This is a genomic window from Bradyrhizobium sp. 521_C7_N1_3, from assembly GCF_052075975.1.
GTDB classification, from domain to species: domain Bacteria; phylum Pseudomonadota; class Alphaproteobacteria; order Rhizobiales; family Xanthobacteraceae; genus Bradyrhizobium; species Bradyrhizobium japonicum.
In genome coordinates, this window is sequence record NZ_CP197232.1 from 4,247,339 (window position 1) to 4,269,315 (window position 21,977).

Here is a 21,977-nt window from a genome sequence, read left to right on the forward strand (position 1 = left end):
GCCAAATTTTCGCTGAATTGGCGCGGCCGCCGTGGCTCCCGAAAGGCGCCCGGCTGTTGAACGAAGGCTAACCGAAGTCGGATGCAGTGCACGTATGGGCGCATCGCGCGGCTTGACGGGCAGTCTCATTTTGAATGTTGCGGCGCAATTGGCTTCGCGGTGCAATAGGCGACCGGCTTGCCCAATATGAAGGGCGGCGCGTGAGGGGCACGATCCTCCGCATGGTCCGTGCATGGAGCCTGACCCAGCACAGGCCTGGTCCGGTTCAAATCCCCAAGGGAAGGTGGGGCGGGAACAGCCCCCCGGCGGCTGGCTGGAGCCAGCCTGAATTTGCCGACAGGGTGCCACGGATCGCGGCCGGCCGGGCCCTGATCCCGCCGCCGCTATTCAACCTAGGGTGAATTTGCCCCGGATTTCCATTACCATCTGGTGGAAATGAATCACCATACGGCCTCTCACGATCCCGTTCTTGTGGCGCTGTCGATCCTGATCGCCGCGCTCGCCTCCTACACAGCGCTCGACCTCGCGACCCGGATGCGTGCCGCGTCTGGGCGGGCTCGTCCGGCTTGGCTTGCAGCCGCGGCCACCGCCATGGGCGGCGGCATTTGGTCCATGCATTTCGTCGGCATGCTGGCTTTCAGGCTGCCCGGGGTCGAGATCTCCTACGATCCATTCCTCACCTTTCTGTCGCTTGTCGTCCCCATTGTTGTCGCGGCCGCGGCCTTTGCCGTGGTCGGAAGACGCCCGCAGGCGCTCCTGGTGTCCGGCTTGGCGATGGGGCTTGGCATATCCGGCATGCACTATACGGGCATGGGTGCGATGAGAATGGCGGCATCCGTCGCGTACGATCCTCGGTGGGTCGTGCTCTCGGTCGTGATCGCGATGTGCGCTTCGGTCGTGGCGCTCTGGCTTGCCTTTCGCAAGACAAATGCGACGCAGCGGCTGTTTGCAGGACTTGTGATGGGTCTCGCGATCTCCGGCATGCATTACGCGGCTATGGAAGGTGCCGCGTTCCAGCCTGCGAACACCGTGGCGGGACACGCTGGACATTTCGTGGGTCGGGCGCCGCTGGCATTTCTGATCGCCGGCGCCACCATCCTGATCCTGAGCATTGGGATTGCCGCTGCCGTCTACGATCGGGCCTCGGCGGAGCGCGCCCAACGCGAGGCCAGCGCGCTGAAGCGAAGTGAAGAACGCTTTCGGCTCCTGGTGGAGGGCATCGCCGATCACGCCATGTTCATGATCGAGCCGAATGGGGCCGTGGGAAGCTGGAATCTCGGGGCGCGCCGGCTGATGGGTTATGGCGACGACATCGTAGGGACCAGCTACGCGATCCTTCATACCGACGACGACCGCGCGTCCGGGGCGCCGGCACGTGCACTCCTGGAGGCGGAGCGGTACGGCAAGTCGGCAGTGGAAGCCTGGCGCGTGCGCCGGGATGGCAGCCGTTTCTGGGCGGAGGCAACCCTGGTCGCGGTACGGAACGAAAGCGGCTTGATCACTGGGTTTGCCAAGATCGTGCGCGACATCAGCGAGAGAAGGCGGGCACAGGAAGCGCTGGATCGGGCACGCGAAGCGCTGACGCTGTCGCAGAAAATGGAGACCATCGGTCAACTTACCGGCGGCGTCGCCCACGATTTTAACAACCTGCTCGCCGCCGTTCTCGGCAGCCTCGAGCTTCTGAAAAAACGCCTGCAAACAGACGATCCGAAGATACAGCGTCTCGTGGACAACGCGATGCAAGGCGCGCAGCGGGGCGCACTGCTAACCCAGCGCTTGCTCGCTTTCGCTCGCAAACAGGATCTCAAGCCGGCTGTCGTCGATATCGCCGCACTGGTGCGGGGCATGGCGTCACTGCTGAAATTCGAGGCAGGCGTCCGTATCGACACACTCTTTCCGCTGGACCTGCCAAACGTCAAGATTGACGCCAACCAGCTCGAACTGGCGATCCTCAATCTCGCGGTAAACGCGCGTGATGCGATGCCGGCCGGCGGCCTGATAACCATCTCCGCCAGAGACGAGCAGCAGGAAGCCGGCGCTCCCCGCTACGTCGCGCTCTCGGTGAGCGACACCGGCTGCGGCATGGACGAGGAAACGCTCAAGCACGCTCAGGAGCCGTTCTTCACGACGAAGGGGATCGGCAAAGGCACCGGGCTCGGACTATCGATGGTTCACGGCCTCGCCGAGCAGTCCGGCGGCAGGCTCGTCTTGAAGAGCCGCCTTGGAGTGGGCACGACGGCCGAGATCTGGCTGCCGGTGGCCGAGGAGGAGGCCGCGTTGCCGGCACCGCGAGCGGAGTCCCCGGCACCCATGCTTCGGGCCGACCGCCGGCTTTCCGTGCTTCTGGTCGACGACGACCCTCTCGTGCTGGAAAATACAGCGGCAATGCTGGAGGATCTCGGGCATGCGGTGGTCGAGGCGCGCTCTGGCGAAGAGGCATTGGATCTCCTCCGCCGCACCCAGACCGTCGAACTCGTCGTCACCGACTATGCGATGCCGGTCATGACCGGCCTGCAGCTTGCTGAAGCCGTGGTCGTGGAGCGTCCCGGTACGGTCATCCTCCTGAGCACCGGGTATGCGGAGCTTCCCATCGACGCGCGTTCCAATCTGCACCGCCTGTCGAAGCCGTTCGATCAGGCCGCCCTTGAGAGGGCTATCCAGGGAGCGATGCGAGAGCGGGGACACGCGAGATCTGTCGTCGCCTGACGGTGTCTGGCTGACGGCCGCCGATCGGCGCCGCCAGCACATTTGCCTCCAGCCGGGTCGTGTTTCGACCGGGGCTAATAACGGCGCCTCAGCGACGAGAATTTTCCGCTGTCCCAGTGAAAGCATGCCGGTGCATGGCAACCGTTTTGCCGATTCGATAAAGGGATAAATTCAAGTCAGCGTGGCGCGCGGATTCACAACGGTGTATCCCCTCAAAGAACGCGCGTGCATTCTCGTTGTGTGTCCACCCGAGTTGCCGTCGTACGCCATCCAAACGTCGCCACCGATGTGCTGCTCGAGGACGAAAACGTGCCCGCGTCGTGCCGCGACCATTCCTGGTGCTGGCGACGTACGCGGAAACCTCAGCCAGTTTGCCGCGAGATTCAATTCCGGAACGATGCGACCAAATACGCGCAGGGCTGCGGCACAACCGCAGAATGAGAACGGGCAGCCCGCGGGGCGGCCGCCAACGATCCGAGTGCTGACGGAGCCGTCAGGCGCCGCAATATTTGTATTGGCGACGACGGTGAGTTGCTTGGTTCGGTGTATCCGCAATGAGTCTTGCACCTCTCTTTGCTGGTTCGAGATTTGCGCGTAGTTCGAAAAGTCGCATGGCATGGTGACGTTGCATTCGGAGGCGTGCTGTATGCGATAGGGACGTGCATCTGAATTGAGCGAGGTGATCACAACGAGGCAGCACGCAGAAATTACTTGCTTGAACATCGCAGGCTCCGGGATTGATGGATCCTGCCCCGAGCAAGGAGCAACGAACAAAGATTGGCTGAAATGGGTCAAAGGAGCGGCCTAATGCTGGAGCCGAGGCCGGCGATACTTCTGGAGTAACTCGAACCGCGTCTTTGAAGAACGCCTTTTGCCGCAAGTGAGCCGTGAACGCCGCGCCCGATTCACGTGTCGATCATGGCCACGTAGTCCACGTGAAGAGTTATTGGTCCCTTCGATCCGTCCAGAATGACGCGGAGGCTCTTCGGATAGTATCCGGCCCCAACCACGGTCCCGATCTTTCCAGCTAAGCGAGGACCGGCTGCCGGCTTTACCTGAATTCGTGAACCCGGCGGAAACTTGAGGTTCGTTTGGGCCGATCCTGACATGGCGTCCTCGGCAGCAAATGAGCTGATTCTACTCGAAAAATCGCCAGCGCGCGGCACGGCGAACGGGTGGGACAAATTCGCTTCGCGCGCGCTAACAAAAAGCGCTCTCCAGCCACGGTGCTAAAGAGCGGCAAGGCAACCCAGCGCCTAATACTTCCGCGATTCGCAATTGCCCCCGCAAACGAGTTCAGCTTCGGTGCCACGATACCGGCTTACAGGAGCGCTGATCCGCTAGGATCTTCTCTCTACCTGCTCCACGCCCTTTACTGAACAACGGAAACGCTTCGATGAGAACATCCATCATCGGAGGTAATCCGCGGACATCAATCCGGTTTGCTGCCTGCTACCGGCATTGAGGAATTTCGTCGGCGTTGTGCCAGATTCAACATTGATCTTCTCGGCCTCGATCAGCCGCATATCGTTGAATCGTCTTTCAAAACAAGTTTTCCAACGAATCGGGCGGTCAGCGCTGGCGCGTTGTTGTGCAAACTTTCAGCACAATAATCCCTTGGTTACGCCCAATGGAACGGAGATTCCTGCCTCAAACGTAAACATACGTTCACCTCGGTGGGACGCACGATCGGTTGTCGGGCGCTCAGACCTACAGGTCACTGGGGGCTTTCAACACTGACAGGGGAATATCATTGGCAACATTACACTACGCTGCGGGCGGGGGCCTGGACTCGCAAGGTAACTTCGCACCAGCCGAAGCTGGCTTCAATCTTGCGGACGTCTCTTATGTCGACCAGGTGAATGCACTGCCCGATGGCGTGCAGGGTCTGGTCTGGCTCAATCAGTACCAAGGCGTGACTCAGGACTTCATCGACCAGGTGACGCCGTTCCTCAACAATCCGAAAGTGTTCGGCTTCTACCTGGTGGATGAGCCCGATATGACCGGACAGTGGGGACCGCAAGCCGACCCTGCGGATCTGAAGGCTGAATCCGACTGGATTCATCAACACGATCCCAACCTTAAGACGTTCACCGTCCTGATGAACATGGGATCAGCGGACGATCCGAACTACATGAACAGCTACAACCAGGCGAATACCCACATCGACTACTTCGGTCTCGATTGGTATCCGGTGTGGACGGACCGTCCGAACGTCGACCTCAGCACGATCGACAAGTACGTCTCTGCCGCTGAGCAAGCCGGAATCCCGCTCGACTCCATCGTTCCGGTCTACCAGACATTTGGTGGCGGCGACTGGATCACCGAAAACGGCACCCATCACGTGCTGCCGACTGCCCAGCAAGAGCAGGCAATGATCGATCATTGGGCGGAACTCGTTCCCAATCCTGCCTTTGACTATGCCTACGCTTGGGGTTCGCAGAATGGCGACACTGCGCTCGAGGACTCGCCGGAACTGCAGCAGGTGTTCCTTGCGCACAATACGAGCCATGGCACGGGGGGCGCGACCGCTCCGCCCGTTACCGATCCTGTTACCGATCCGGTGACCGACACGCCGCCGCCGGTGGACGCTGGCGGTAGCACCGGTACGGACGGCAGCACGCCGCCGCCGGTAGACGCTGGCGGTAGCACCGGCACGGACGGCAACACGCCGCCGGTTGGGGACGCTGGCGGCAGCACAGGCACGGACGGCAACCCGCCGCCGGTCGCCGATGCTGGCGGTAGCACCGGAGGCACCCCTCCCGTGTCGGGCTCGGACGGAACGACTGATCCGTCGACCGGCGGTTCGACCGATACTGGCGGCTGGGGTGGTCATCACCACGGCGGTGGCGGCGGCTGGTGGGGCGGTTCGTCCTGGCAGGCGGGCAACGGCGGTGGCGGGCACAACCACAACGGTGGTGGGCTCGATTTCTCGCAGTGGCTCAATAATGCCAGCACGTCGTCGCCCTCATTCGGGGATCATTCCTGGTGGCGAGGTCACAATGCGACGTCGAACACGACTGCGGATGCCGATTCTGGGCAGACGGATACGTCGGACACAGGCTCGTTCGTAGCGCATCTGTCTGATTGGATGTCTCACCACAACGATCATCACGGGTGGCACTCGTAAGCACGTAGGTCGTCTACATCAACAAGGACATGCGCGCGGTGCGCTGTGCGCATGTCCACTCTGGGGAATTCCTCGCGACCACCGGGGCGGTCGAGAGGCGGGGTACCATTCCGCGCACGGCGGAATGTTGAAATGCGGGCGTCTTGACGCTCGATCGCACGCAATTTTTCAACCGTTTACCGCCGCCCGGCCAAGGGTGGCCCGGATATGCACATGCACGCTTCGGCAAAACAGTCTGCGCTCGCGGACGCTTTCCGTCGGATACGTCCCGGCCTGCTCGCGGCCGGCGGACTATCCATATTTATCAATCTGCTGGTATTCGTGTCGCCGCTCTACACCATGCAGATCTACGATCGGGTGCTGACGAGCCGAAACGGGATGACGCTGCTACTGCTCTCGCTCATCGCGCTCGTGCTCTTCATCAGCTACGCGACGCTCGAGCATTTTCGCAGCCGGGTTCTCGTGCAAACCGGGTTGCGCTTCGACCGGTTCGTCTCGGGCGAGACGTTCGAGACCGCGCTCGGACAGGCGCTGAGCACGAGCAGCTCGCATCATGTTCAGCTGCTGCGCGATGTCGACACCTTGCGTGAGGTGCTGTCGGGGGGCGTCATCACGTCGCTGATGGACGTGCCGTGGACGCCGATCTTCCTCGCGATGTGTTTCCTACTCCACCCGCTGATCGGCCTGGTCGCCCTGATCGGCGCGATGATCATCCTGACGCTCGCCTTCCTCAACGAGCGTGTCACGAAGGCGCCGTTGAATGCGGCCGCATCGAAGAACCTTCACGCACTGGACCGGTTGACCTCCTCGCTGCGCAACGCCGAAGCGATCCGCGCGCTTGGAATGGGACCTGCGGTCCGCGGTGCCTGGGCGGAAACTCATGGTCAGGCGCTGCTGGAAAGCGCGACGGCCGGAGAACGGGGCGGGACCTTGCTCGCCATCTCCAAATTCCTGCGCATGGCGATTCAGGTGGCCATCATGGGAGTGGGCGCTTATCTCGCGATCCAGCAAGAGATTTCCGGGGGCGTTTTGTTCGCCGCTTCGCTGATCATGGGACGCGCGCTCGCGCCCGTCGAGGCTGCGGTGTCGCAGTGGAAGGCGCTGGTTGCCGCGCGCACATCATATGCCAGGCTGGACCGCGCGCTTGCGAACCGCGCGACTGAGCGACAGCCGACTCGACTGCCGGCCCTGGTCGGTGAAATCTCCGTCGAGGCCGCGACGGTGCTCGTCCCCGGATCGCAATTGCCGGCCATCGCCGACGTGTCGTTCCGACTGGCCCCTGGCGAAGTCGTCGCCGTGGTTGGCCAGTCCGGCTCCGGAAAATCGTCGTTGGCGCGGGCCCTGGTCGGTGCCTGGCCGCTGGTGCACGGCTGCGTCCGCATCGACGGCAACGATGTCAGGCATTTCGATCCCAATTTCCTTGGACAGAACCTCGGCTACCTTCCGCAGGACGTCGAACTGTTCGCCGGTACCGTGCGTGACAACATTGCACGTTTCCGCGACGACGCCTCCGACGAAGCGGTCGTCGAGGCGGCGCAGTTGGCGTCGGCGCATATGATGATCCAGCGTCTTCCCAAGGGCTATGACACCGTGATCGGGGATAACGGCGCAGGTCTTTCCGGCGGTCAGCGGCAGCGCATCGGGCTCGCCCGCGCGCTGTTCGGCAAGCCGGTGCTGGTGGTGCTCGACGAGCCGAACGCAAATCTCGACGGCGACGGCGATCGCGCGCTCGCCGATGCGATCCAGCGGCTGAGGCAAAGCAAGGTGACGATCGTGATCATCAATCACCGCCCGAACCTGCTCGCTGCGGTCGACAAGATCGTGTTCATGCACGAGGGACGGCTCGGGCAAATCGGCACGCGCGATGAAATGCTGCCTGCACTGCTCGGCAAAACAGTTGCGCCGATGCGGCGCGACGTGCGCGAGCCCGCCGAACATCATCGCGCCGATCGTCATCACCATGCTGACGGCAACCATCGAACCGATGGCGCTCACCGTCCGGCACAGCTTTCAAATCAAGTGCGTCAGGCGCACGCGACGAGGCAATAATGGATAATCTGTTGCGGCGGGGACCGGACGCTCTTCACGACGAACTGGCCGAGCTTTTGAAGCAGTTCAACAAAACAGATAAAGCGGTGCAGGAGCCGCAACCTCCGATCAAACTCCTTGCGAAGGCGGAGACCATGACAAGATCGCTGGTCGGTCTTGCCAAGCAGGTCGATCTTGCCAAGCTGGTCCATCTTGCGAAGGCGAAACTGCCGACCTTGTGGCCCCGGGGGGCAATGGGCAACGATGAGGATCCGTCGGGCGATTGGCAGACACCCGCGCGGCGAGGCTTCCTGGTCGTCTTCCTGACCTTCGGCGTATTTGGCGGCTGGACCGCTCTCGCGTCGATCGATGGTGCCGTGGTGGCGGCCGGCTCCGTCGTCGTCGAGAGCGACCGTAAGGTGGTGCAGCACCTCGAGGGTGGAATCGTCCAGAACCTGTTGGTCACAGGCGATGCTCATGTGGCGGAAGGTCAGGTCCTGTTGCGGCTCGATCCGACCCAGGAGCGGGCCAAGGAAGAGATCGCTCGTTCGGCGGTGTACTCCGCGGTTGCCGAGGAGGCACGCCTGCAGGCGGAAGCCGAAGGAAAGGACAGCATCACGTTTCCGGCCGAGCTGCTCCAGAAGGCTTCCGATCCGAACGCGATGCGCGCAATGGGTGACCAGAAGCGGCGATTCGATGAACGTCGTGCTGCGCGAAAGATCGAGATCTCGATCCTCGAGGAGCGTATCGCGCAGGCGCAACGGCAGATCCAGGGAAATACCGCGCAAAACAAGGGCGCGCGCGCGCAGTTCGACAGTGTGAGCCAGGAATACACCAAGCTCAAGCCGCTCGTTGATCAGGGCATCGTACCGTTCGCGCGCGTCGCCACGCTTGAGCGCTCCAGAGCCGATCTCGAGGGCAAGATCGGCGCCTATGAAGCGGATATCGCTCGCTACGGCCGCATCATCGACGAGTCACGGCTCCAGATCGACCAGGTCGGACAGAAGGTGCTGGAGGAAGCGACCGGCAAGCTCGCCGACACGCGCGCCCAGCTTGCTGATGCGCGGGAGAAGCTGCGCGTCGCGGTCGACGTTCTGGCGCGGATGGAAGTACGCGCACCGCGATCGGGGCGGATCGTGAACCTGAAGGTTCACACGATCGGCGCCGTGATCAAGGCGGGCGACGTGCTGATGGAGATCGTGCCGGACAACGACGTTCTCGTGGTGGCCGCAAGGGTGTCGGCGCTTGATATCAACCACGTCCAGCTCGGCCTTCCGACAGAGGTGCGGCTTCCCTCGTTCAAGGCGCGCTCCACTCCGATCGCTCTCGGCGAGGTTCTTTCGATCTCGGCCGACGCCGCTCGCGACGATGCCACCCATCAGCCCTATTATGAGGTGAAAGTCTCGGTCCAGGTGACGCAATTCCCCGAGAAAGTCCGTGAGAAGCTCAAGCCGGGCATGATGGCCGACGTCCTGATCGCAACCGGCGAACGCACAATTCTTGCTTATCTGACCCAGCCGATCACGGACGCGATCCGGCGCGGGATGCGGGAGAGCTGATTCGCTGGCCGCCCCGTGCAAGGGCCGCTGGGTTCAGGGTGCTATGCTGCAACGCCGACGGTCGTTGTGGGGGACGTGCTCGAACCCGGCTATCCCTTCGCGTACGCCATGACGACGCGACCGGCGCCCGCGTCGTCCAAGACCACGCTGACATTTTCGTAAGCGTCGTTGCGTTCGAGCAGGGTTGCCACCTGCCGATCCTGGCCGCGGCCCACCTCGAACAACAAAAGTCCTCGCGGCCGCAAGTAGCGAGGTGCGTCTTTCGTGACACGCATATGGATGCTCAGTCCGTAGGGCCCGGCGGCGAACGCCTCGCGCGGCTCGTTTGTGAGCAGAGAGGCGCGATCGCCTTTGAGCCGGGCTTCCGAGATATAGGGCGGGTTGCAGACGATCATGTCGATCGTTTGCTCGAGTTGCAGGCCTGCGAGAGCCTCGAACAGATCGCCCTGGAGCACGGTGATGCGGGACTCGGCGCACTGGTTCTCGGCGTTGCGTCGCGCAAGCTCGACACAGCCGTCAGTCAGATCGCTCGCCCAGACCCGAGCGTCGGAAATATTGAGCGCGATCGCGCATGCAAGATTGCCGGCGCCGCAGCACATGTCGACGATCCGCGGCGAGGGGAGGTGTGCTCGGCGCAGTGCTTCAACCGCGGTCCTGCCAAGCAACTCCGTCTCTGGCCGGGGCACCAGCGCGCCGGGAGCAACCTGCAGTTCGATTCCCATGAACTGGGTACGTCCTCGCTCGTAAGCCTGCGCTACATTGATCGTCTCGCTCATCGCATTCACACCTCACGTGTTGACGCCTTCCCCGTCAGCCGTTCAGCCCGAGCTCCGGCTATTCAGCTGGGCGGCCAGCTGCAGACCTTTGCAAATCTTCGGCGAACGGCGTCCAGACCTGTCAGTTCAAATGTCTCCTCGTAGGGCGCAGCTGTTCCAGCATACACTTTGGTCAGAAGCCGGCCCACCCCTGGCATGGAGTTTATCAAGCGAACGGCGTCGCCCGGGAAGGCGAGACTTCGTCCGCCATCAGCAACCCTCCACCGTTGATCGACAGGCGGTTGATCATTGATCTGGAATACGACCCTCATGTCGATGCCTGGAGTTTTGGTCCAGGAACTCGCCGCGGAGAGCAACACCTCGGTCCGATTGGCGCGACAATGAATGGAGAGCGAGGAGGGCCCATCCTTCGCGCCGGCTCTTGCGGTGGTCCGGGCGGCGATCTGTGGCTTGTGGTCCACCGGTGATGTCGTTTCACTCAAGATCCAGTTCGGACTTGGCGGCGGAGCTTGGAAGGACTGCTCAGGTGCTTCCCCAATCTGCTCGTCGACGCATGTCATGTGCTCCATTCCCTGAAACTGCGTACATGCCCTGGAACGATCCGGCGTGTCGCCGGCTTGCGCGCAGCTTAGATGACCGATACCCGCGAGCAAGATGGGCGCGAGGGTACCGGTTCGCTTCATCGCGATAATCCGACTGTCGCGCTGGGCGAGCGATCGAGCCAGTCCTGCGCCGGACCAAACCGGGCCAGAGTGGGGACGCTGGCGCGGAGATTCACGTCCTTCCATTTTGTATCGAAGCCAGCGGATTGCAGCCGGTCGAGCCGTCCGAACAGGTGGTCAACAAAGCGCACCATGCGCCGATAGCGATCGGTCTGCGGCTGCCAGTTATAGGCGGCAAGAATCGTCGGGACGGCAATGGTCGCGATCCGCTTGCCGGCAGGCACGAGGTTTGGATAGTCCTTTGAATCGAGGGACGACGGAAGATAATAGTCTTCAAATCTGGGGTCGTATTCGATCGGCAGGAACTTGAAGCCATCATCCCAACGTCCTTTCAAGAAGGCGTCGACCGGCTTTGATGTGATGAAGACGACCGCTGCGATTTCGCCGCTCTTCATCTGCTGCAATGCGACCTGGTGGGGAATGAACATCTTTTCGACGTTCAGTCCCAGCCGGCTGAAGATCAGCGGACCAGAATATGCGGCTGCCGTACCCTGGGTGTTGAAGTTGACCTTCTTTCCCTTGAGGTCGTCGAGCGACTTGATCTCGGGACGCACGAAGACGTGCAACTCGGCGGGGAAGAGGTTGAGAACATAGACGATGCGCTTTTCGATCGACGGGACCTGTGCCTTGTACTCGTCAAGGGCATCCATGTTGATGATCGCAGCATCAACGCCCTTGAGATAGAGCAGGGAATTGACGTTTTCGGTCGCACCGGTCGTCACGATCGGAATGACGTGAAGCTTGTCCTCCTCGTTGGCGACGCGTGCGATCTCCGCGGCGAGCCGAAGCGGTGCGCCCTCGATAAGTCCTCCGGCGAGCCCCACCGTCCATGCATTGATACGTTCCTTTGCGGCCGTATCGGTATTCCGCGGCGGGTCGCGCGGCGAACGAGATTGGGCATTGGCAGCAAGCTGCAGGCCGACCAGTGCCAATGCGACCGTGAACGCGAGCTTACTCAATGACATGGGCCTCTCCACTCTCTGGTCTGGCTTCCGGGGCTCGCTCCAGCAGCTATCTGAGCCCCTTGATCCGTCCTTCTGCATCTCGAATGCCGCCGGCCTGGGCTCGTTCATAAAGCTCGCGCGCCTTCGCGGAATCGCCGGCGACGCCGCGAGCGTCCCAAGATTGCAAAACGTGCGGATCGTAAGTCTCGGCCAGCATAAAGGCTGCTTGCGCGCTGCCATGTCCAAGCACGTATTCCAGCAAGCCGCGGGCACCGTTGATGTCGGACTGCCGCAACAATGCGCTGGCGCGCGCGAGCAGTCGTTCCTCGTTCGCAAGCGGGCGGGGTGCTCCGCTCGCGGCGGCCTGTCGCTCCACCGAAGCCACGGCCTTCGAGTCGGCGCCGGGCAGGGCAGTCCCCTTTGCGACCTGTGCGCTCGGTGGCATCGGGGCGGAGGTTGACGGTGCGGGCCGAGGCGAAGCAGCGGGCTGGAGGCTGCTCTGGCTCGGTGCGCGGCCGGTGGGTTCACGCGAGGGCGTCGCTACAACCGTGGAAGCATTCCATGCGGCCAGATGATCCCGGACGGATGCGAACGTTGGGAGCATTGCCGCGCCGTTGCCCGGTTGCTCCTTTTCGCGCTTGGTTGTGGCCTTTGCAGCGGCCTCGGCGACTCGTGCAGCCTCCGACGCTTCAGCCCGCGCCAGGTCGCGTTGATCCTTCAGCGACGCCGCCTCGCGCGCGAGAGCGTCCGCTCGGCCGCGCTGCTGTTCGACCTCTCTTTTCAGTGCCAGTTTTTGCTCGGCATCTGCAGCTCGGGCCGCAGCCAACTCAGAGCTCGCGGTTTTCGCTGTACGGAGTTCAGCCTGAAGGGGCTGCAGCTGGCGGTCCGCGCTTTCAGCTCGGTCCCGCTGCTTCTCGACCTCCCGTTTCAGTGCCAGTTTTTGCTCGGCGTCCGCAGCTCGGGTCGCAGCCAACTCAGAGCTCGCGGTTTGCGCTGCACGGAGTTCAGCCTGAAGGGGCTGCAGCTGGCGGTCCGCTTTCTCAGCTCTATCCCGCTGCTTCTCGACCTCTCGTTTCAGTGCCAGTGTTTGCTCGGCGTCTGCAGCTCGGGCCGCAGCCAACTCAGAGCTCGCGGTTTGCGCTGCACGGAGTTGAGCCTGAAGGGGCTGTAGCTGGCGGTCGGCGTTCTCAGCTTTGTCCCGCTGCTTCTCGACCTCTCGTTTCAGTGCCAGTTTTTGCTCAGCGTCTGCAGCTCGGGCCGCACCCAACTCAGAGCTCGCGGTTTGCGCTGCACGGAGTTCAGCCTGAAGGGACTGCAGCTGGCGGTCCGCGCTCTCAGCTCTGCCCCTCTGCTTCTCGAGCTCGCGCGTCAGCGTCAGCTTTTGATCGACATCTGCAGCGCCGACCCTTGCGGTCTCGGAGGCTGCGTTCCGAAGGGTGCCGAGTTCGCTGATCAGGGCTTCTGTCTTGTCCTGCTCCTGCTTTAGTTCGCGCTCGAGAGCCTGCCTTTGTGTAGCCTCCGCCGCGGCAGACTTCGTGGCTTCGGATGCTGCGCCGCGCGAAGCCTCAAGCTCCGAGCGAAGCGAGGCAAGCTGGAGGGCAAAGCGTTTGGCCCCATTCCGTCGGTCGACCGGACGCTCCTGCTTCGGCTCGGGTTCGGGCGCCTGCATGGCCTTTGAAGCCGCAACCCTTGCGACGTCGAGCTCCGCCTTCAGGAAGGAGATCTCACGTGACAGGTTATCTGTCTTTTCCCGCTCCTGTTCGAGCGCCTGCGTTTGCTGAATACCAATCTCCATGGCGCGGACAGTGTGCGTCTGGGTCTGCCGCGCCGCGTCGAGCTCCACTCGCGCCGCAGCCAATTCGCGCGCAAGCTTGTTCGCTCGTTGCCGCTCCTGATCCAGCAGCAGGTTCTGGTTGAGCCGTTCCGTCTCGGAAACTGCTTGAGCTGCATTTGACGCCGAGGGCGGCGTAGACGTCATTTCCTGCGCAGGGGCATCGGCAGCCGCGCGGGGCTGCTCGGTCGCGGTCCTCGCTCCGCGCGATCCGGGCGAGGCGGGCCTGCTTCCAGCGGGCTGTGTCGCGACGGGTCGCACCTCGTCCGCGCGTTGGGCGAGCTTCAGCCTTTGTTTGATCCCGTCGATCTGCTCTGGTCCGCGCGTGCACCTGCACTGATCGAGCATCGCCGGTGTGATGTAGGAGGCACCACGGTCGCCGTCGTCCTGGGATTTGGCGTCGGCAGTGCCGGTCAGAACCGGCAGAAAGAAGGTGATCAGAACCACCATGAGCCGGCCGGCTCTGTCGCATGCGCGCGAGCCGTCAGCGATGTCGAGCGATCCGAGTCCGCGGAACGCAAATTGCCGGTGCCTGGGTCGGCGCGCGGCTGTGGTCAGCGCGACGGCTGTTCCTTTCGACAGGTCGATTCCGTGTACCCCCATAGAGACGCCCAGCTGCTTGGTAGGGATCATGATGCTTGGTAGGGATCATGATGCTTGGTAGCGATCGTGGCATGTCGTTTATGACGGCGCTTTCATCGACGCGATGTCGATGTCGCAGTTGCGGTAGCCAAAATGGAGTAGTGCGCCGACGATGGGAATTAAGTAGATCGGACCGAGCTTTGCCCAAAGCTGCTTGCCCCCACGGTTACGCTTAAATAGCTTGCGACGTGCACGCTTCGTCACACACGCAGGAAGCACAGTCATGAGCAGATCATTTGCCATTTTTGCCGGCGTGGCGGCTGTCGGACTGGTCCTCATTAGCGGCATCGAAACCCGCGGTTCTGCGCAATCCGCCCTCTCCACCAAGAATCCCGGCACCACCGCCAGGAACGCAAATGCCAAGATGGGTGTTGCGACACCTCGGAAGCAGCCGCCGCATCGACTTGTCGTCCATGTCGACGTCAACGATCCGGCCGTCATGAATCTCGCTCTCAACAACGTCAGCAACGTCGTTCAGCACTACGGCGACCTCAGTCAAAAGGTCGAAGTCGAAGTCGTCGCATACGGGCCAGGACTGCACATGCTGCGAGACGATACCTCGCCTGTGAAGGGGCGCATCAAAATGATGAGCGAAACAACGCCTGAGCTTACGTTCTCGGCCTGTGGAAATACACGAGAGAACATGACCAAGAATGAGGGCAAAGAAGTGCCTCTCATCACGCAAGCGAAGGTCACCAAATCCGGGGTTGTTCGCTTGATGGAGCTTCAGGAGCAAGGCTGGAGCTACCTGCGGCCCTGATGATCGTACGCGGCACTCCCAAGCGCGAGACGGCGGGTTCGAGCCAGGTTTGAGCCGAACCCGCGTGATCTCTCTGCGTTGTCCTGTGGTGGGCAGGACCGGCCCTCAAAAAAGCATTGTGTTGCGGATCAGGAGCAGGACGCCCCAATCGCGCGCTCGATGACGGGTCGATTGATCGAGAGGTGGGGCTCGACCACCAGATCGAGATGTCCACCGGCGATCGGAATCACGTCCAGTTCTTCAAACAGGGAGTCCCATCCGAGGCGCGGTGTCACGCCTGGCCGATGACAGGCAAAGACAGTTCCCTTGATGGCTAGACGAGGCTTGGCATCCTCGACCCAGCGTCCGAACGCGCGCATCCGGAGAATCTCCTCGAGCTCGAGCCTGAGCATGAAGCGCGTGTTTGCCAGGCGAGGCCATGTAATGGCGTCGATGAGCTTGCAGAATCGAACCTCCTGGCCCAAGCGAGCGGCGAACTTCGCCACGGAGCGGCAAAACATGCGGTAGATCGTCACTCGATGGGATCGAATCCGCTGTAGCGTGCGAGAAAGGGCCTCTCGGTGATTTGCTCTATGAGGGCCGACATTGGTGTCGAGGATGCCCAGGAATTTGACTGCACGACCTTGTTCGATCAGCCGGCTTGCGACTTCGAAGGCGACGCCGCCGCCCAGGGAATATCCGATCATTCGGACGTCGCCGCGTGGTTGGGCTGCATTGATCTGTTCGACGGCCATCGCGGCCATCTCCTGCACGGAATCGCGTCCCGCGAGGCTCCAGTTCAGATCTGGATAGCGAATCGGAATCACCCGCGCCACCTTGCCGAGCTGAGCACCAAATGCGGCCATGCTCGGGCCATAGCCCATGGAGCCGGGCAGTATGACAAGACCCGGGAGAATCTGGTCGTTTAGACGCTGCCGCACCGGTGGCTCGACCGTCGCGATAGCCCGGATCATGTCTTCAGCGCTCATATCGACCGTGAACGCTTCCATGCTGACTTCGCGGCCGATGAGGTCTTCGATATCCATGACGCAGCGCAGGAGCTTTAGGGAATCGCCGCCGGCCTCATCCCAGCGTCCAGCGGCTTCCGGCACGCCGAGGATGCTGCTCCACACCTGCTGCACGATCCTGTTGGCCTCGGCCATTCCTTGCATCGTCGGCACAGGCGCGGGCGAGGTCGTTTTGCTCTCGAGATCGAGCAGTTTCAGCTTGGCGTGATCGATCTTACCTCCTGGAAGGCGAGGCATCTCCTGTATCTCGTGCAGCCTGGTCGGATGCAAAGCCGCAGGAACAGCCTGCCGGATGCTGTTGCGAACGTCGGTCCGGAAGTGCGCTTGTTGTGGATCGGCCGGTGATGCAAACAGGACCAACTCGTTCGCGTCCGTCACGACGGCGACAGCGTCCTTCACATAGGTGAGCTTGCGCAACGCACTCTCGAGCTCGGCCGGCTCGACACGCTGGCCGTTGATCTTGAGCTGGCGTCCCTTCCGTCCGACGATCCGCATCAGTCCGTGCGTATCCACGATGACGAGGTCGCCGGTCTGATAGATGCGAGATTTTGGGTCATCCGGGGAGGGCGATGCTGGAGAAAGCCGTCCGTCTTCCCAATATCCGAGCATGACGTACCTGCTCTTGATCATCAGTTCGCCGACTTCACCGTGCGGGACGGGCTTCCCACTTTCGTCGACCACGGCGTACGATATGCCGGGAAGCAGGTAGCCAACAGGAACGCTGACGCCGTCCTCGCGCCATTGCTTGGGAAGAAACCACTGGGTGCCCGTGGTTTCCGTCGACAGATAGCTGACCTGGATGAAGCAACCCGGTGGGATCGCTCGCCGAACGAGCGCGATATCGGTCCACAGGACCTTCTCCCCGCCGATGCGGATCATGCGAAGCGAGTCGAGATCGCCTGGCCGGCTTGCGTTGATCAGTGCACGCACCAGGGCAGGTACAACGTATGTAATCGTCACCTGTTGCGTGGTGATCTGGCGAAGAACGCCGCGCAATCCGAGCGCCTCGACGTCCACGATGTGCAGCTTTGCCCCCGTCAACAAAGCCGACAGCATCTCCCGGCAACCGGCGATCGTGGTGGGGCCGCTCAGAGGCATGAAGACGTCTGCCGCACTTATGTGGCAGGCGTCCACATATTGCTGGACGCGCTGGAGCAGGTTGCGTTGGCTGTTGACGACTCCCTTCGGAGCTCCGGTGCTGCCGGAGGTATAGAGCACTACGGCAGGCGCATCGACCGAAACCCGGGGGAGTGTTGAAGTCGCTCCGGAAGGGTCGCTGGCGCCGGCGACGTCGAGCCAGCGCAGGCCGTGCTGTGGGATCCACCCGGCGGAGCTGTCGCCGTCTTGCCCGATCAGCACGGAAATCCGGGCGGCCGCGGCGATAGCCGTGAGCCGCTGAACTGGATCGCGGGGATTGAGTGGGACGAGGACTCGTCCGGCCGCCATGCATGCCAGCATAGCGATCGGCTGCCAGGCCGAGCTGCGCAATACCCATCCGACGGCTTCCTGCTCCGGGATCAGCGCGCTGATCGCCTGGGCCAGGGTCAAGACTCGGGACAACAGCTGCGCGTAGGTGAAGCTGTGATTGCCGTCGCTGATTGCGACCCTGTCGGCGAACTTCGCCGTCACCGCAATCAGGTGTTCGATCGCGGGGACGCAGGCAAAGCCGGCTTCCAGGGGATCGAATGATCGATCGACCGGACCGTTCAGATCGAGCGGGACTTCCACGGGGCGCAGCCAGCTCAGCGTCGCTGGAGCTTGCTGAACGGTCGAGGGCAGGTGCGCGTCAAGGGCGTCACATGGATCACCCGACGGATCGCCAGATATCTGAAGCCGCATCACCGCACCCGTCATTTTGCTGTCCCAATGTATTTAATCAGGCCTGGGCACGCATACTTCAAACGAAGGATGCTGGTTTCGCAGGCACCGTCTGGTCGATCGGCTGCCTGCCATATCGAAAGACCTAGGTGATTAACCCAAGCCGCCTGGGGTCATTGCCGTGGTCTGAGGCCAGATTCAGCGTGGTCGGAAACATTGATTGCGGGTTCGATGCTTGTCCACCGTACCGCCGCCGTTCTGAAGCGGCGATAGTAATGCATCAAAGTCGATGTTGATGACGGCTCCAGATCCGAGGGCGTGGGCTCGGACGGTACGCCGTGCGTCAGGACACACCAGATATTGACACGTGAATCGAGATCCGACGTCCCGGCAAACCGGGTCAAAGTGCTCCGCACGACGTCGCGGCTCGTGCTCCCGGCGCGGACGGCAAGTAGAACGTGATCCGCCCAGGAGGCGAGGAGGCGCACTTCCGGCGCATCATCCAGCGATGGTGCGTTGATGACGACGAGATCGTAGGTGTTCCTGAAGTGCTCGAACAGCGAGGCGACCTTCGGGCCCGCCAACGGCCCCAGGCGACTGCCTTCGGACAATCTCGACGATATGTAGTCGATTCCGAGCTCAGGGATGTGCTGGATGGCTTTGGCGGCCGCTCCGTCGTGCGCCAACAGCTTGAAGAGATCTGAAGCCTCACCGCCGACGCGCCGGGGCAATTGAGAGAAATCCAGGAATAGAACGCGCTGTCCGAGTTGCGCCGCACAAAAGCCGAAACTCCAGGCGATCGCGCTCTTGCCTTCACCGTGCAGGCTGGATGTCACAAGGATGACATGCGGCGTCTGTGGAGAGACCGGATCGGCGGCCATGAGAGATACGACGGTCGAGCGAACGGCCCTGTTATGCGAGACAGCCGATTGCTCTACGAAGCGCTGCGGCGAGATGCTGAGCTCGGGCGGGATCGAGGGGATCAACCCGACGCACGGGATGTCCAATGCCTCTGCAGCTTCCGCCTCTGAGTGCAGACTTCGATCGAAGTGCTTCAGGATGATCGCGACGAGACATGCGAGGAGCGCGAAGATAATCGTGATCGGTGGAACAAGGAGGAACGGGTTCAACGAGCTCGGAAAGTCGGGTGGCGAGGCGTCCGCAATGACGGTCACGTCTGGCTCGGCGACCACGCCCTTCGTGGTGAGATCCTGCCGCTTCCGTATCAGTGTTTCATATTGCTGCGCCAGCGTGGTGATTTTCCACTCCAACGCGGCGGCCGCCTGTGCGGCTGCCGGTGATGACGAGGTCGGACCTGAGTGACTGGCGTCCCATTCCGCCTTCGCCGTCGACAATTCGCGCTGAACATTCGCCGATTGTGCTGCGATGGCGTCCAGAGCCTGGAGCTCCACAGCCCGCTTTTGCCGGATAAGCTCGTCAGCGTAGGATCGGGCGACTAGGTTTGCGACGTCTGCGGCCCGTTGTGGATTGGGGTAGCTGGCAATGACGCTGATAACTCTGGACCGGCGCTCCTGGCTGACCTTCAGGCGCCCTTTCAATGCTGCCACCGCCGCGCCGTCGCTCGGGTCTTTCCGAAAGGAGAGGAACCCCTTTATCTTTGACAACGCAGTGCGGAGCACCGAACCGTTCTCGTTGGCCGAGTTGTCGAGCATCCTCAGTGCCGGCAGGAGTCGCCGCAGATACGCATCGGATGACATAACCGTTACGTGCGTATCGATCGTCGGGTCGTCCGAACCGCCAGTCGGCGCGGAATTGCCGGGTGCTCCGGCATTGTCGGCCGCTCCGCCGCTTCGAGCGCTCACGACAAGCTGCGCCGTTGCGAGATAGGTGGGCGACATGAAAATACTACCGAGCACCGCGAGCAGCGCGCCCGCGCCGATCATTTTGACAATGAAGAGCTTGTATCGCCTGATGCTCTCGAAGACATGCTTGAATGCCGCGATGGCGTCATCTGGAGGTGGCTCGTCGCCTTGTGACCGGCCCTGGGACAGGACAGTCACCGGCAGAATCCGTTTATTAGTGAACGCTTCCATCGCATGCTCCTCTACTGCGCCGGTTCCATCACGTCCGCTGTTTGCGACGGCCCGGAAGTAACTGCTGAGTCGAGCCAGGACTGCAGCATCAAGACAGCCCACAACGGTCGTGAGAAATCGCGACGACCGCTAAGATGTTGAAGCCAGCACTCCTGCACGCGGGAAACGTCCAGGAGATGCTGGTTGCGAAGACGTGACTCCGAAAGGAGGTCCGACGCCCACGAACGAAGCGGTCCCTTCAGCCAGGAGCCGATCGGCACGTCAAAGCCCTGTTTCGGTCGCTCGAAGAGGTGGCGCGGCAGGTAGCGGCCAAGGACCTGGCGCAGGAGCCATTTTCCCTGACCATGACGCACCTTCGCCGAGTTCGGCAGCGCCCAGCTGAACTCGACAACGCGATGATCCAGAAGCGGGCAGCGAGCCTCCAGGCTCGTGGCCATGCTCGCGCGATCGAGTTTCACGAGAATATCGCTCGGGAGATATCCAAGCATATCCCGAACGATAAAATCAGACAGCAGATCGTTGAGCGGCGGGATCGAATCCGGCTCCGAGCCTGCCTGGGTTCGCGTCAACTGCAGTTCGGAGAGCCGCGTCGACCGACGGTACATCTCGCCGACGTCGTTGCTGCCAATAAGGTCTGCCAGGCGGTTGATCCGGTCGCCGTGTGTCATCCGCTGCAACCAACCTGGAAGACGAAGTGTTTCGACGACGCTTTCGCGCATGCCGCGCCCGAGCAGCGCCACACCGCTCGCGGCCATGGTCCGGATCGATCGGTTGGAGTTCAGCAGAGGTGCTAAACGGGCGGAAAGTACGTGCCTGGAATACCCTCCGAAGCACTCGTCACCCCCGTCGCCCGAAAGCGCAACGGTGACGTCCTGCCGTGCAAGTCGAGATAGAAGTAGCGTCGGGATCTGCGATTCATCGGCAAACGGTTCGTCCCAGATGGTTGGAAGTTCGGGGATGACCGCTCTGGCGTCCGCGGAGGTGAGACGTAGCTCGGTATGGCTGGTGCCGAGGTGCTGCGCTACGGCCGCGGCGTTGGCCGTTTCATCAAAGGCGCGCTCACCGAATCCGATCGTAAAGGTCCGTACCGGGCGCGCCGATTGGGCCTGCATCAGGGCCACGACGGTCGAGCTGTCTATTCCGCCCGACAGGAACAATCCGACCGGAACGTCGGCAACCATTCGGTCGGCGACCGCGGCCTTGAGCAGATCGCAAGCCTGGGAGATGAGCTGCTGGTCATCCGCAGTGGCCAGCGCTGCGCGGCCCGTCTGCGCGGCATCGGCCAACGACCACCAGGAGCGCACGCGCTCTTGGAGCGCTGCGGCATCCCGGCAGACCGGGAGGTCCTCGGCACGGATCGATAGGGCGCCCCCGGGTGGAATCTTGAAGACGCCTCGCCATATGCACTGTTCTTCCGGCAACCATCCGCGCGATAGAAACTCCGCAACCGCGCCCGGGTCGATCTCCTGGTGAAAGTCGGGGAATGCCGCGATGGCCTTCAACTCCGACGCGAACACCACCGCACTAGACGTCCGCGCGACGTAGAGCGGCTTTTTCCCCATTCGATCGCGGGCCAAGTGCAGCGTGCGGTTCCTGCGATCCCACAGGCCGATTGCGAACATGCCATTGCAGCGCTGGAGAGCCTTCTCCAAGCCCCATTTCTCGATCAGGGCCAGCAAGACCTCCGTATCGCTATTGCCGGTGAAGCGCTTGCCTGCGCCCTCGAGCTCTTGCCGTAATGGCTTGTAGTTGTAGATCTCGCCGTTGAACGTAATGACGAAGCGGCCGTCGCTCGAAAGCATTGGCTGCCGGCCCGCATCGGAGAGATCGATGATGGACAGCCTGCGATGCCCGAACGCAACGCCGGCGTCACGATCGCTCCAGAACCCGTCCGCATCAGGACCGCGGTGGCGCAGGCGAGCCGTCATCGGCCCGATCGCAGCCAGATCGGCGGATCGAGAAGCACGCGGCGTCTGAAGTATTCCTGTAATTCCACACAT

Annotated in this window: 12 protein-coding genes; 5 read left to right on the forward strand and 7 right to left on the reverse strand. The window is 62.2% G+C overall.

Annotated features, from left to right (window positions below; genetic code table 11):
- Nucleotides 1-435: 435 nt before the first annotated feature.
- Nucleotides 436-2,706, forward strand: coding sequence for an MHYT domain-containing protein (locus AB7008_RS19445; protein ID WP_304494162.1), 2,271 nt, complete (start codon nucleotides 436-438; stop codon nucleotides 2,704-2,706).
- Nucleotides 2,707-2,877: 171 nt separating this feature from the next.
- On the opposite strand, the gene AB7008_RS19450 is transcribed toward AB7008_RS19445, so the two are convergent.
- Nucleotides 2,878-3,429 carry a hypothetical protein gene (locus tag AB7008_RS19450; protein WP_304493660.1) on the reverse strand — a complete coding sequence of 184 codons (552 nt, stop codon included), beginning with the start codon at nucleotides 3,427-3,429 and terminating at the stop codon, nucleotides 2,878-2,880.
- Nucleotides 3,430-4,459: 1,030 nt separating this feature from the next.
- Here AB7008_RS19450 and AB7008_RS19455 point away from each other — a divergent pair.
- From AB7008_RS19455 to AB7008_RS19465, 3 genes are all read left to right on the forward strand, one after another.
- The gene (locus AB7008_RS19455) at nucleotides 4,460-5,836 is read left to right on the forward strand and encodes a calcium-binding protein (protein WP_441259314.1); all 1,377 of its coding nucleotides are present in this window, start codon (nucleotides 4,460-4,462) and stop codon (nucleotides 5,834-5,836) included.
- A 207-nt stretch (nucleotides 5,837-6,043) separates the two neighbouring features.
- Nucleotides 6,044-7,885 (forward strand): type I secretion system permease/ATPase, encoded by a 1,842-nt coding sequence (locus AB7008_RS19460; protein WP_248882381.1) that lies wholly within the window; start codon nucleotides 6,044-6,046, stop codon nucleotides 7,883-7,885.
- Nucleotides 7,885-9,423, forward strand: coding sequence for an HlyD family type I secretion periplasmic adaptor subunit (locus tag AB7008_RS19465; protein ID WP_225894984.1), 1,539 nt, complete (start codon nucleotides 7,885-7,887; stop codon nucleotides 9,421-9,423). Before AB7008_RS19460 ends, AB7008_RS19465 begins: the two co-directional genes overlap by 1 nt.
- Before the next feature lie 89 nt (nucleotides 9,424-9,512).
- Here the strand turns inward: AB7008_RS19465 and AB7008_RS19470 are convergent, their stop codons facing one another.
- From AB7008_RS19470 to AB7008_RS19480, 3 genes are all read right to left on the reverse strand, one after another.
- A complete protein-coding gene (locus AB7008_RS19470) occupies nucleotides 9,513-10,199 on the reverse strand; it encodes a N5-glutamine methyltransferase family protein (RefSeq protein ID WP_441259315.1) in 687 nt (228 codons plus the stop codon).
- Between the two features lie 679 nt (nucleotides 10,200-10,878).
- Entirely contained in the window at nucleotides 10,879-11,886 is a 1,008-nt protein-coding gene (locus AB7008_RS19475; protein ID WP_441261220.1) for a TAXI family TRAP transporter solute-binding subunit, read from the reverse strand.
- Nucleotides 11,887-11,932: 46 nt separating this feature from the next.
- Complete coding sequence (locus AB7008_RS19480; protein WP_441259316.1) at nucleotides 11,933-14,329, reverse strand: hypothetical protein; 2,397 nt, start codon at nucleotides 14,327-14,329, stop codon at nucleotides 11,933-11,935.
- A 232-nt stretch (nucleotides 14,330-14,561) separates the two neighbouring features.
- Between AB7008_RS19480 and AB7008_RS19485 the strand changes: the two genes are divergently transcribed.
- The gene (locus tag AB7008_RS19485; RefSeq protein WP_248882385.1) at nucleotides 14,562-15,098 is read left to right on the forward strand and encodes a DsrE family protein; all 537 of its coding nucleotides are present in this window, start codon (nucleotides 14,562-14,564) and stop codon (nucleotides 15,096-15,098) included.
- 128 nt (nucleotides 15,099-15,226) lie between these two features.
- On the opposite strand, the gene AB7008_RS19490 is transcribed toward AB7008_RS19485, so the two are convergent.
- The 3 genes from AB7008_RS19490 to asnB all read right to left on the reverse strand — a co-directional run bounded on the left by AB7008_RS19490 (nucleotide 15,227) and on the right by asnB (nucleotide 21,977).
- Nucleotides 15,227-17,959 carry an AMP-binding protein gene (locus AB7008_RS19490; RefSeq protein WP_441259317.1) on the reverse strand — a complete coding sequence of 911 codons (2,733 nt, stop codon included), beginning with the start codon at nucleotides 17,957-17,959 and terminating at the stop codon, nucleotides 15,227-15,229.
- Nucleotides 17,960-18,096: 137 nt separating this feature from the next.
- Nucleotides 18,097-19,977, reverse strand: coding sequence for a hypothetical protein (locus AB7008_RS19495; protein WP_441259318.1), 1,881 nt, complete (start codon nucleotides 19,975-19,977; stop codon nucleotides 18,097-18,099).
- A gap of 11 nt (nucleotides 19,978-19,988) precedes the next feature.
- Nucleotides 19,989-21,977 carry an asparagine synthase (glutamine-hydrolyzing) gene (asnB, locus tag AB7008_RS19500; RefSeq protein WP_441259319.1) on the reverse strand — a complete coding sequence of 663 codons (1,989 nt, stop codon included), beginning with the start codon at nucleotides 21,975-21,977 and terminating at the stop codon, nucleotides 19,989-19,991.